The sequence below is a fragment of the Xenorhabdus khoisanae genome, from assembly GCF_001037465.1.
Classification (GTDB): Bacteria; Pseudomonadota; Gammaproteobacteria; order Enterobacterales; family Enterobacteriaceae; genus Xenorhabdus; species Xenorhabdus khoisanae.
The window spans coordinates 63,254-76,530 of the sequence record NZ_LFCV01000030.1; the positions used below are offsets into that span (position 1 = coordinate 63,254).

11 protein-coding genes are annotated in these 13,277 nt (G+C 44.0%); 3 read left to right on the top strand and 8 right to left on the bottom strand.

Annotated elements, in window-relative coordinates; translation table 11 throughout:
- Positions 1-37: 37 nt before the first annotated feature.
- A complete protein-coding gene (locus AB204_RS23015) occupies positions 38-319 on the top strand; it encodes a hypothetical protein (RefSeq protein ID WP_167336739.1) in 282 nt (93 codons plus the stop codon).
- Here the strand turns inward: AB204_RS23015 and hflX are convergent.
- From hflX to tsaE, 6 genes are all read right to left on the bottom strand, one after another.
- Positions 299-1,579, bottom strand: a complete 1,281-nt coding sequence (hflX, locus tag AB204_RS05740; RefSeq protein WP_047962424.1) for a ribosome rescue GTPase HflX — start codon at positions 1,577-1,579, stop codon at positions 299-301. The two genes, AB204_RS23015 and hflX, sit on opposite strands and share 21 nt — an antisense overlap.
- Before the next feature lie 96 nt (positions 1,580-1,675).
- Positions 1,676-1,978: an RNA chaperone Hfq gene (hfq, locus tag AB204_RS05745; protein WP_047962425.1), complete on the bottom strand. Its 303-nt coding sequence runs from the start codon at positions 1,976-1,978 to the stop codon at positions 1,676-1,678.
- 108 nt (positions 1,979-2,086) lie between these two features.
- Positions 2,087-3,028 carry a tRNA (adenosine(37)-N6)-dimethylallyltransferase MiaA gene (gene miaA / locus AB204_RS05750; protein WP_047962426.1) on the bottom strand — a complete coding sequence of 314 codons (942 nt, stop codon included), beginning with the start codon at positions 3,026-3,028 and terminating at the stop codon, positions 2,087-2,089.
- Positions 3,021-5,018: a DNA mismatch repair endonuclease MutL gene (gene mutL / locus AB204_RS05755; protein ID WP_047962427.1), complete on the bottom strand. Its 1,998-nt coding sequence runs from the start codon at positions 5,016-5,018 to the stop codon at positions 3,021-3,023. Before mutL ends, miaA begins: the two co-directional genes overlap by 8 nt.
- A 52-nt stretch (positions 5,019-5,070) precedes the next feature.
- Complete coding sequence (amiB, locus tag AB204_RS05760; RefSeq protein WP_047962428.1) at positions 5,071-6,408, bottom strand: N-acetylmuramoyl-L-alanine amidase AmiB; 1,338 nt, start codon at positions 6,406-6,408, stop codon at positions 5,071-5,073.
- A gap of 14 nt (positions 6,409-6,422) precedes the next feature.
- Entirely contained in the window at positions 6,423-6,887 is a 465-nt protein-coding gene (tsaE, locus tag AB204_RS05765; RefSeq protein WP_047962429.1) for a tRNA (adenosine(37)-N6)-threonylcarbamoyltransferase complex ATPase subunit type 1 TsaE, read from the bottom strand.
- A 204-nt stretch (positions 6,888-7,091) separates the two neighbouring features.
- Between tsaE and queG the strand changes: the two genes are divergently transcribed.
- Positions 7,092-8,249, top strand: a complete 1,158-nt coding sequence (queG, locus tag AB204_RS05770) for a tRNA epoxyqueuosine(34) reductase QueG (protein ID WP_047962430.1) — start codon at positions 7,092-7,094, stop codon at positions 8,247-8,249.
- Positions 8,250-8,759: 510 nt separating this feature from the next.
- Here queG and AB204_RS05775 read toward each other — a convergent pair.
- Positions 8,760-10,193, bottom strand: a complete 1,434-nt coding sequence (locus AB204_RS05775) for a 4-hydroxyphenylacetate 3-hydroxylase family protein (protein WP_047962431.1) — start codon at positions 10,191-10,193, stop codon at positions 8,760-8,762.
- 823 nt (positions 10,194-11,016) lie between these two features.
- Positions 11,017-12,201 (bottom strand): MFS transporter, encoded by a 1,185-nt coding sequence (locus tag AB204_RS05780; RefSeq protein ID WP_053067839.1) that lies wholly within the window; start codon positions 12,199-12,201, stop codon positions 11,017-11,019.
- 166 nt (positions 12,202-12,367) lie between these two features.
- Here AB204_RS05780 and AB204_RS05785 point away from each other — a divergent pair, with 166 nt between their 5' ends.
- Positions 12,368-13,243: a LysR family transcriptional regulator gene (locus tag AB204_RS05785; RefSeq protein WP_084728537.1), complete on the top strand. Its 876-nt coding sequence runs from the start codon at positions 12,368-12,370 to the stop codon at positions 13,241-13,243.
- Positions 13,244-13,277 lie beyond the last annotated feature (34 nt).

Below are 13,277 nucleotides of genomic sequence, written 5' to 3' on the forward strand. Positions count from 1 at the left end.
TTTACTGGTTTTTCAGAGGTGACTGCTCTCCACCCTGATGGGTGAGGCTTCCCACTTCACAGGCCGTTGCCTGTTCCTGACAGGTCTGACAGCGGCCTCCATGGGCAGAAACAACAAATTTCGTTGTTTTTGTAAGCAACCAATATTATTTGGTGATACTTTTGACAGTGCAATTCAGTCACTGCAATTTTGGCACAGTCATTTCATCACCGCCATTCCATCTCCGCTACGCCATGACCATAAGCACCTTGAAATGGCGGGTAAAATGATACCTTGTTTGTTGCTCTGCGCCAATCAATCAGACAACATAGTCGGGTAAATTTGGTTCTTGTTTGCACAGGCGGCGCCAATCCACCATTGGCATTCTGATTTCAATACCCATTTGACCATTTTCTTCCACCCATTCACGCTCAATAGCCTGAAGCTGGTAGAAACGGCTGCGCAGACGCCCCGCTTCCAGCGGAAGATGCAATTCATAGTGTGCGATTTCACCTGAAAGGCGTTCAGTCAAGGCTTGTAATAGAAGCGGAATGCCTTCACCAGTCTGCGCTGATAACCATACCCTGACAGGGTAGTTTTCCTCATCGCGGTCGATGCGTGGAACAAAATCTTCCAACATATCGATTTTATTCATGACCAATAGAGAAGGAATTTCATGGGATTCAATCTCTTCAAGGACACTATCAACAGCGATGATGTTTTCATCAAGACGACTATCAGCTGCATCGACAACATGCAGCAGCAATTTTGCCTGCCGGGTCTCCTGCAAAGTCGCCTTAAATGCTGCAACCAGATCATGGGGCAAATGACGGATAAAACCAACTGTATCCGCCAAAACCACGGCACCGACATCATCCACGTCTATTCGGCGCAGGGTCGGATCTAAGGTGGCAAAAAGCTGATCAGCCGCATAAACTTCAGCAGAAGTTATCCTGTTGAATAAGCTCGATTTCCCTGCATTGGTATAACCAACAAGAGAAACGGTAGGAATATCTGCCTTATTGCGTGCCTGACGCCCCTGTTCACGCTGTTTTTCAACCTTGCTGAGACGCCCCAGAATCTGTTTGATTTTGTCACGCAACATACGACGGTCACTTTCCAGCTGAGTTTCTCCGGGACCACGCAGCCCGATCCCCCCTTTCTGGCGTTCAAGGTGGGTCCAGCCCCGTACCAGTCGGGTAGATAAGTGACGCAATTGCGCCAGTTCAACCTGCAACTTGCCTTCGTGCGTTCTTGCCCGCTGAGCAAAAATATCCAGGATCACGCCCGTGCGATCAACAACGCGGCACTGACACAAGCGCTCAAGATTACGTTCCTGGGCCGGGCTGAGAGTATGGTTAAATAAAACCACATCTGCGCCACTGTTTTTGACAGCTTCGGCAATTTCCTCTGCCTTACCCTCTCCGACAAAATATTTCGGATGAGGTGCCTTCCGGCTTCCCGTTACAATCTGCACAGGAGAAACACCTGCGGAAGTTACCAATGATTCAAACTCACTGAGATTTTCCGTATCTTTTTCCTGTGAGAAGAAAACATGCACCAGAACAGCTAATTCTCCGCCTTCATAACGATCAAACAACGGTGCAACCCCTCAGGCTAAGTAAAATCCATAGGAAAAAACATAGGTAAAGTCTCCCTACCTATGTTTTTATTTACGTCATGCACAGCCACTGGTTTACTCAGTGGCATCAGTTTCCTGTTGTGCTGCCGGGGTAGCGCCAGCATGATAATTTCCAACGCCAGTTGTCACATTCTGGTTGCTACCATGATGAGACACAGGGCGGGAAGGCACAACAGTTGAGATGGCATGTTTATAAACCATCTGACTGACAGTGTTTTTCAGTAAAATGACAAATTGGTCAAAAGATTCAATCTGACCCTGTAATTTGATACCGTTGACCAAATAAATAGAAACCGGGACCCTTTCACGCCGTAAAGCATTCAGGAATGGATCTTGCAAAGATTGCCCCTTAGCCATTCTATATTTTCCTTATTTTGTTGTTTTTAACTAAGAACCGATTGGTTCGAAAAAGTAACTACTCAAAAATGATACTTTGTACCGATCAATTGTACACAATCAATGAATTTATGTACTAATAACCTGCATGACTGCGTTTAGTGATTGTTTAGGTTGATCGCTATCCAACCAAGTCACATTGTCCCAACTCCTGAGCCACGTGATCTGACGTTTCGCCAATTGGCGCGTCGCACAGATACCACGATAGATCATCTCATCATGAGATATTTCGCCTGCGAGGTAGGACCACATCTGACGATAACCAACACAACGAATGGAGGGTAAATCTGTATGCAAATCGCTACGAGCATAAAGCGCTTTCACTTCATCTTCAAACCCTGATTTGATCATTTGTTCAAAACGGGCTGCAATACGCTGATGCAAAATTTCACGGCTTGCAGGCGCGATCGCAAATTGATGAACGCGATACGGCAATATTTCTCCAGACGTTTCTGTCAATTCAGTTAGAGTTTTACCCGAAATCCGAAAAACTTCCAGTGCACGAGTAAGACGTTGTGGATCATTAGGATGGATCCTTACAGCCGCAACCGGATCAATTTCCTGTAACTGCCGATGCAATGCATCCCATCCAATCTCCGCTGCCTGCTGTTCAATCTGCGCCCGAACTTCAGGATTTGCAGAGGGCAAAGGCGATAATCCTTCCAGCAATGCTTTGAAATATAGCATGGTTCCACCAACCAGGAGTGGAATTCTCCCCGCCGCCGTGATCTCTGCCATTTCTTTTAGAGCATCACGGCGAAAATCGGCAGCGGAATAGGTTTCGACAGGATCGAGAATATCAATCAGGCGATGAGGTGCCTGTGCCTGCTCTTCTGCGGAAGGCTTGGCTGTCCCAATATCCATTCCACGGTAAATCAACGCGGAATCAACACTGATTAATTCAACCGGAAGATGCTGACGCAAGGCGATCGATAACGCCGTTTTTCCTGAAGCCGTTGGCCCCATGATAAAAATGGCTGTCGGCAGATGTTGAGTTTTTAAATCACTCATGATTAAGGCGTGCCACCACTGCTTGTAAATCAATTAACTGTAATAACCCTTCCGGTGGTGATACCACCAGTTGAGGGCAAAGACGCTCGACATCAGCCAAAAGTTGGACGGCTTGTGCGACGTTCCACGTTTCATGCTCACTACCCAAATGACGGGAGAGCCAAATTGCCACCTGTTCAGTAGAAGCGGCTGACAATCCGCCAAGGTAACCCAACAGCTCCGGCAGAAGTTTTGGCAGGTTCTGTTGACGCAAAGGCAACGATACCGCATGAATGGTCACTTTTCCATGTGCGACTGTCGATTCAATACCAAAAGTCTTCAGTAGCTCACTATTCTGCTTCAACGTGCTCATTTCTGTCTGATTGAGAGCAAGTTTCAGCGGGATCAACAAAGGCTGAGATTTAAGCCCCTGTTTTCCCGGCGTCAGTTCTCCCGGCGTCAGTTGCGCCTGCTTCAACCAGCGCTCAGCGACTGGGAGCGAAAGCAAGCCTATCCCTAATGGCGATTCAATCAAGGCATGGCAATCGGCATAAATGCTCAATACTTTTCCGAATGTGTATTTTTCAATGCCATACGTATTGCCAATACTAACCGCGTTATTTTTTCCCTGCCCCGGTTGAATTGGGCTGACCGGAACAGACATTGAGCCGGAACTTGACGAATCAGGCGATGAAGTGGCTCTTTGCGGGAACAAAGGGTGCTTTTCTTCCGGTGAAAACTGCATCAGCTTCCGGTACAGTTCACCCTGTTTTTTCTGATAGCTTTCTCCATGATGCGATGGCTGTGTTTCACGGCCTGAATACTGTCGTTCCCCATGTTCCTGCTTCTTGTCGTTATTACCATTCCCATCAGTATCATGACGTCGGGAAGATTCAGGATCTGCTGGCACGTTGCTTTTCCGAAGAAAATGGTTTTCTCCCGCAGAAGGGCGATTTTCTGGCACCCAATTTGCTGCCGTCTCCTGACAGCCAAGCTCTAACTCTGCGCCCTTACTACGCTGTTTCAATACCGCAGACACACCCTGATAAATAAAATCATGCACCAACCGCGCTTGATGGAAACGAACCTCATGTTTGGCAGGATGCACATTGACATCCACCTGATGCGGATCAATCTCCAAATACAGAACATAAGCAGGTTGTTGCTCCCCCTGAATCAAATCTTGATAGGCTTGGCGAATCGCATGATTAATCAGCCGATCCCGCATCATACGTCCATTGACATAGCAATATTGAATATCGCTTCCGGCCGTAGCGCTCATTGGGTCAGCCACCCAACCTTTAATGGACAGGGAATCATGTTGCCATGACAACGCCAAAGCCTGCTGTACAAACGTCGTACCACAAATTGCGGCCAAACGCCGTTCATGCTGAGATTCGTCTTTAGCAGGACGATACTGGCGCACCAACTTTCCGTTATGATTCAGGTTGATAGCAACATCCAGCCGCGCCAATGCGATCCGGCGTACCACTTCATCAATGTGACCAAACTCCGTTTTTTCCGTTCTCAGGAATTTGCGGCGGGCAGGCGTGTTATAAAACAGATCCAACACTTCAACCGTCGTACCCACAGGATGCGCAGCAGGTTTAACCGTTACTTCCATATCACGGCCTTCGGCATAAGATTGCCACGCTTCTGTCTGGCTTTCAGGGCGAGAGGTTAATGTCAGCCGAGAAACAGAACTGATACTCGCCAGCGCTTCTCCACGGAAGCCCATACTCATAATCGCTTCCAAATCATCCAATGAAGCAATTTTACTGGTGGCATGACGTTCCAACGCTAAGGTAAGGTCTTGTTGACTGATTCCGCAGCCGTTATCACGGATTCGAATCAGCTTTGCGCCGCCACGTTCAATATCGATATCAATGCGGGCAGCACCGGCATCAAGACTATTTTCCACCAATTCTTTCACCACTGATGCAGGGCGTTCAACCACTTCACCAGCGGCAATCTGATTTGCCAATTGTGGGGGTAATATCTTGATAGCCATTATTCGACCTTACTTACGATTTTAAGCCTATTCTGATAGGCAGATATATTGGTTACTTTGGTGCTGCCTGCAATGGGTTAGTCTGGAAATAATGACGTAATCCTAAATGGATGGCTTGCGCCAATTTTTCCTGATATTGATTGGAACCCAATAATTCTTCTTCAGACAGATTACTGATAAATCCGGTTTCCACTAAAATAGACGGGATATCCGGCGAGCGTAAAACACCGAGGCTCGCATGCTCTGGCGTGCGTTTATGCAAAGAACCAATTCTGGTGAGCTGACTCAATACTTGCATAGCGACATCATAACCAACTCTCTGGGAATGGCCGAATTGTAAATCCAACACAGCCTGACTCAAATATGGGTCAGTGCCATTGGCAAGGGCATCTCCTGCGCCTCCCAGCAACTCAGATTGTTTCTCATGCTGTTCCAGCCAATTACCTAATTCGCTGTTTGCACGGCGATTAGAGAGCACCCAGACAGAAGCCCCTCTGGCACCACGATTAGGAGCCGCATCCGCATGAATTGATATCAACATATTGGCTCTATGCTTACGGGCAACTTCGGAACGTCCCGCCACAGAAATAAAATAATCGCCATTCCGCGTCAGTACAGGCTTAAACATGGGATCATTGCGTAAAAGTGTTTCCAGTTTACGGGCAATACTAATGGTTACATTTTTTTCCTTCAATCCATGTTGACCAATCGCACCGGGATCTTGCCCACCATGCCCTGCATCAATAGCAACCACAATCGGGCGGATACCTTTTCCTTGCCCAGATTGAATTGCCTGTTTTTTCACGCTTTTCTCATTAAGATTCGTGGGTTCATGAGATTTCGGGGCAGGTTTTGCCTCCAGTTTCATTGACTGGGCATCAGAAGAAAGTGACTGCTTACTTTCATTTTTAGCAATATTGTCCCTGAAAATAGGTGCTCTATTATTCACTACGCCCTTGGTTTTCAGAGTAATAACTAGCTGGTATTTGCTACCTGCTTTCTTCACTGAAAACGTCTCTGTAGCTTTATTCGCCAATTCCAGCACAACCCTCTGATGATGTGCATCAGGTGGCTGACTGGAGCGTACCAGCCTGACCAAATCCTGCCCGGATAAACGCATCGGTAGACCAACGATTTTGCCAGATTGACGAATATCCACGACTAATCGTTCAGGAGAATGCAAAGGAAAAAATCGATAATCAGGACGCCCGCCAGTGAATTCCAACGTTACTGTGGCCTCAGAGGGGCTATTATTCACATGAACATTCGACAACGTAGCCGCCGTAGCCGTTGTCATGACCAATTGACTCAGCATGACAAACAAAATACAGGCCATCACCCAGTGGGCATGCCATTTTTTTACCACATTCACGAAAAAGGCATTCATCATGGTCGGGTATTCCTTCATAAGGACTTCAAATTATCCAACAGACTTTCACCATATTCAGATAACGCAACAAAACGCGCCTGTCGGCCTTCGCTGTCATAACTCAAGTGCAGCTCAATATCGGCATCAGGCAAAACACCAGTGCCTTGTTGAGGCCATTCCACCAGGCAAATAGCGTCCTGATGGAAATAATCACGGATCCCCATAAACTCCAGCTCTTCAGGATCAGCCAGACGGTACAAGTCAAAATGATAGACAGGCCGTGGTTGTAAAGCGTAAGGTTCAACCAGCGTATAAGTTGGACTTTTCACATGCCCCTGATGGCCGAGCGCCTGTAGGAAACCACGGCTAAATGTGGTTTTTCCTGCACCGAGATCACCATATAAATAAATAACATAGCCGCGATCGCCGACTGACGCCACTGCATTACCCAATGCAACTGTGGCATTTTCATTTGGAAGTGATAAAACGAGTTCTTTCATCGAAAAATATCTATTTTATTTATTGAATTAAGAGCCTGAACAGGTGGACATATCAGCAAAATAGCTTAACCGATAACCATAACATAATTCAGGCATTATCATTGAACATCTTATGCACCGCTGTAACGCCATATTCCGTACTTTTTGTATTCAATCCACACTGTGTTAATCTACGCTCCTCTTACAGCAGTAAATTGATATCCCATGACAGCCCCTCTCGATCTGAATCTTCTAGCAGCAAATATTAAACAATGGGGTATTTCCCTCGGTTTCCAACAAGTCGGTATCTGTGACACCGATTTATCGGCAGAAGAACCGAAGCTACAGGAATGGCTTGATAAGCAATACCATGGCGAAATGGACTGGATGGCACGTCACGGTATGATGCGCGCCCGTCCCCATGAACTGCTGCCCGGAACTTTGCGGGTGATTAGTGTACGCATGAATTATCTGCCCGCTAAAGCCGCTTTTGCCAGTACGCTTAACAATCCACAAATGGGCTATGTTAGCCGCTATTCTCTGGGCAGAGATTATCATAAACTGCTGCGCCAACGTCTCAAAAAACTAGGCGATACGATCCAAGACTATTGCACCACCCATGAATATCAGGGAACTCTGAATTTTCGTCCTTTTGTCGATTCTGCCCCTATCATGGAACGTCCACTGGCAGCAAAAGCCGGGCTTGGATGGGTTGGTAAACACTCACTTATATTAAACCGAGATTCAGGCTCCTGGTTTTTCCTTGGTGAATTGCTGATTGATCTTCCCTTGCCTGTTGATGTCCCCCAAGAAGAACAATGTGGGCGATGTGTAGCCTGCATGACAACTTGTCCGACAGGGGCCATCGTTGAGCCTTATACCATTGATGCCCGGCGGTGCATTTCATATCTGACAATTGAATTGGAAGGCGTAATACCGGAAGAATTCCGGCCATTAATGGGTAACCGGATTTATGGTTGCGATGATTGCCAGCTTATCTGCCCGTGGAATCGTTTTTCGCAATTAACGGATGAAGCTGATTTCAGCCCACGTGCAGCACTACATACTCCAGAGCTGCTTGACCTGTTCAGTTGGAGTGAGGAAAAGTTTCTGCGCATCACGGAAGGTTCAGCCATTCGTCGCATTGGGTATTTGCGCTGGCTACGCAACATTTCTGTTGCCTTAGGCAATGCGCCTTACCAAGATGACATCGTGTTAGCTTTGGAAAAAAGAACGGGATTAAGTGAAGTTTTGGATGAACATATCCACTGGGCCATTGACCAACAAATAACCCGCCGTAATGCTAATTCAATCGAAGTTCAGACCTCACAACAAAAACGATTGATACGCGCTATTACTAAAGGCTTACCCAGAGATGCTTAACAATCAACCAAGCGAATTTCTTGTTAAAAAAGCCGTCTGTTTCCTTGTGAATAAAATAAAAATGCTTTCCCGATCAATAAACAAACTAAGAATAAATATTAATCAATGCGTTTTTAAATGAGATCAATTACTTTAATTAATCAATAAGTTAAGCGCAAACCATTGCGTTGGGTGATAACTTAAAATATCCAGATACGGCAAATCCTCCTGTGGATAACTCTGTGTAACAAGTAGAGCATCATCAGGTGACTCAATATGACTGTAATTTTAAATTCTGTGGATAAAAACAAGAATTGAATTCTAGTAGAAAACACCAGAAATCAGCAGGGAAATAAAAAACCCACTCATCCATTCTAGACGCTAGTGGAGAAATTTTCCTCTGCCTCTTCAAAAATGAGGCGGCATTATGGACCTGTTAGAACAGGATAGCAAGCGCTTTATCGACAATTTATTTTTGGCGGGGATTGCAATAAGTGCCAACATCTCCACGCTGGCACTTTCTCTTACCGACTATGGAATTTTTACCTTCTCAACCAATGCTCTTGATGATTCCCAATCGTATTGCTTATAAAAACGTCCTAACGTCTGATAAGGGGCTCCTGCATAAAACAACTCATATTGATGATGCCTTGAAGCAAACTCTGACCCAACCGCATCCCACACCAACCTCATCAACCTGACCCTTTCGATAGGGGAAGCAACTGATGAATATTGTGTTTTCTCAATTATTCCTAAAATTTCATCATTTTCTAAATCTGCCTCACTGGATGGCAACATCAGAATGCCACCACCTGCTAACTTTCTGATTATTCCCAAGACATTAGGATATATTGACTGCGACATCACCCGATACGTATAAAGCAGAGTCTTATCGGGTATATAAAATCCGTTATATATTTTTGGGCAATGGATGACGCTCTTAAACAGCGCCTCCATATTCATGGCATAACAGGCTAACTGTGCAAGTGATTCCTTCACGGCAGGGATCTGACACACGCCGTTTATCTCAGCCATATTCTGAGCCAAACCCGCCAAAAAATGCAATTTCACAGCATAACGGGCCAAGCCTTGAGTATCCATTATCACTTCTGTCGCCGTTGAGTCTAACTGCCTGAGACACATCTCAATATCTTCGAAGACAAAAACCCTTTCCCAGGGTACCAAAACATCATCAAAATAGAGCATGGAATCATTTTCATCAAACCGGGACGATAGCGGATAATCCTTGGGATTTGCCCCTAATTCATAAGATTGCCTTGAAATGATTTTGATGCCATCCGTATTAAGTGGCACAGCAAAAGAGAGTGCATATCGCTCATCAATGCCCTGCTTAAGGGGATAATGTGTACCAACAAAAACTTCATCTGCCAGAGCTGCCCCGGTTGCCAGCATCTTTGTACCTCTGACAACAATGCCCTTCGCATTCTTTTCCACCACACCAAGAGTGTGATAAATATTTTTAGTATGCTCACCCGGTGTTTTTGAACGATCGCCTTGTGGGCTAATCAGTGCATAAGTCAGATAGAGATCTTTTTCACTCGCATAAGCAAAATAATTCCGCAGAGCATCCGCTCGCTCTTGTGAGTAAGATTCAAATAACTCAATATGCGTCAGCATTCCTGTAAGTGCCGATGGAGTATAATCAGGGCTTCTGCCCAACCAGCCAACCGTCTGCTTCGCCCATTCATAGGCGGCATGACCGCGTGCAACTAACTTTTCCGGTGTAGAGGGTAATTCCCAGTGCAGGCTGATTTGCTCCCCCGTTTCTGTCTTAAACGTCATGCTATCGGCATGTTTAACTTTATAATCATACAAATTCGCTACAGACCTGATAGCATTCCTGAACGCGGGATGATCCACATGATTTGTAATCTTCTCTCCATTAATAAAAATCGTTCGTCCATCACGCAGGTCATCAAGATATCTTTCTCCGGTTCTTATCATCTTTTCTATACTCCCATCAATAATGACGATTTTTTTAAAGATCAAGAAAAGAAGTCTTTTAATCAGCACCAGCGATTAATATATGAAGATAATTGCCCCTATTTAGGACAAACATAACGACAATACAGATGTTAAATATCGCAAAGGGCGAGAATCTATGAATGTCACTAATACCTACTGTAATTATTCTACAGACGCAGGCTCTCAATGATGATTGAGGGGGAGATTACCTTTCCAGTGCTAACAAAAAATTTTACTTTTCAATACACTGAAATATATTCCAGTGAATTAGCCAGAAAAGCGATATCAAATTCCAGTGCTATCGTGATAATGAATAATAGATAGATTAACCTAATCAACAGAAATTATAGTTTGGCACTGAGCTTATTAACGATATTCAATTGATTTTAAACACAGCCCAAATAAATGGGCCGTTATAATGATCCGTGCATAAAATCATGTTGCTATATTAGTATTAATAGCTATTCGTCTATTTCTCAAAGTCAAAAAACAAATAGCCACAGCCAATAATGTTATCCCCATCAAGGTATAAGTCAGGATGCTGAAAGCACCACTATAAATGGTCATCTCGCTTCGCCACAAACCCGCATGGTAGTGAAAATAATCAGACTGTTAACCGAGTGGCTGTTGCCCCCGCTGCCTGTTCATCTGTTAAGAATGAAAAGCCACTATGTACCCAATCGGATATCAGTATTAATTGATTGGATGGTGTCTTGTTGGCAAAAGGCAGACCGTTTACTCTCTTTGAATTAATTATTGTTGTCATTTTTATAGAGAGCAAAAGCTATTGACCAATCCTATTCTAGAACGATCTGTAGATCAGAAGTTGTCGACCATTGCTAATAAACATAATAAGTACCATTATCAAAGTGGCAACAGAGATAGCAGCAGCCACCAAGGATATTGTATTCAATGGGAATCCTGCATCAATAACCTTCCCACCAATCCACGCCCCAATAGCATTACCAAGATTAAATGCACCGATATTCAAAGTTGAGGCATAATTTGCAGATTCCCCTGCAACTCTAATTATCAAAACTTGCAAGAGCATTCCTACTGTGAAAGATAAACATCCCCAAATAGCCATATTGATTACAGCTGGATACCTTACATAGCTTGTCCAATAGAAGGCAACAAGCGTTACAATTAAAATACACAATGCTAAAACCAAAGATTTGGTGAGATTCCAATCTGCAAGACGTCCCCCAAGTAACCCGCCGATGGTAATTCCAATACCACAGATCATCAAAGCAAGACTGGCAAATTTCGGTTCTACATGAGTAACATCCTGAAGGATAGGAACAATATAAGTGAAGAAGGTAAACATACTTGCTGATGCCATCACGCTGGTTATTAATCCGAGCCAAACGAGAGGTCTCTTTAATCCAATCATACTATTTTCACGCTTGCTAGACTTCGTGATTTTTTTGGATGGCACAAGAATAAATATCATGAATAAAGACAGTAGGCCCAAGATAACAACACCTACAAATGTCGTTCTCCAACCAAGCTCTAGACCAATATAAGAACCGGCTGGTACACCCAGAACGTTAGCCAAGGTCATTCCAGTAAGCATAAGAGTCATAGCCCTTCCTTCCTTACCGGGTGGTGCAATGCGCGATGCCAAAACTGCAGCTATCCCAATAAAAGAGGCATGACTAAACGCTGTAAAAACTCTAGCAATCAATAATACTTCAAAACCAGATGCTAACTCGCAGGCTAAGTTGCCAACGATAAAAATAACCATAAGCAGTAGAAGTGCCGTTTTTTCTTCTACCTTACGCAAGGCAAACGCAAACAAAGGACCACCGATTACAACACCAATTGCATAACCTGAAACCAGATATCCGGCAGTAGGTATAGAAATACTCAAATCCACCGAAATTTGGGGTAATAAGCCCATAATAATAAATTCTGCTGTACCAATCGCAAAAGCGGAGATTGCCAACGCAAAAAGTGGCCAACTCATGACTTTATTACTATTCATAAAAAACTCCAATTAACGACAAAGGTTACATCAAAAAAACAACTTATGCCGACTAAAAAACATAATAGTTTTATGGAATCACATAATCTTATCTTACTGGCATTTGTGGAAAAAGTAGGGTATATCTCCGGTCTATGGAGACATAATTGTCCGCAATGGAGAAAAAATGATTGAATCTCTTACCGCAATTTCGGTGTTTGTCCAAGTCGCAGAACTCAAAAGTTTTGTCGGTGCAGGTCGGGTATTAGGTCTTACAGCATCTGCTGTTGGTAAGCGAATATCGCGATTTGAAAAGGAACTTGGAGTACAACTATTTAACCGAACAACTAGGAGTATTTCTCTTACTCATGAAGGGAATATATTGCTTGCAAAGAGCCGACGAATCCTAGACGAGATGGATGAACTCCAATATGAGCTATCCAACGCTGCTCAAAAACCTCAAGGACGCTTAAAGATAAGCCTCGCTCCAATCACCGATATTTTTTTAGATCACTTGTCTAAATTTAATGAACAATATCCAGACATTGAATTGGAACTGGATTACTCAACCCGCAATGTTGATTTAACCCAAGAAGCATTCGATGCTGCTATACGTGTTGGGTATATTCCAGATAATAATCTAAGATCTCATCATTTAGGTAATTTCCGGCGTCTTATCGTTGCATCACCAATATATTTGGCGAAGAATGGAGAACCTCTAACTTCCTCTGATTTGATGAACCATAGATTACTACACTATCGTTCACCAAATACTGGGATTATTGAACAATGGCCAATTGACTCAACCAGAGAAACTAACCTTCCTAGATCAATTGTGTGCAATAATTTAAATGCTCGTATTGATTTTGCCCTAAAAGGGCTAGGGATTGCATATCTGCCTGATATCACTATTCAACATTATTTAGATAAAAAACTGCTTGTTCCGATATTAAGTGATTACTCTACCGATACAATTCAGGTTCATGTTATTTGGTTACATTCAACTCAATATTCAATGAGGCAAAAGGTCTTAATAAACTTCCTCAAAAAGATAATAATTTGAATTAAAGAATCCTTGCCTAAAAATCCGGTTCGTT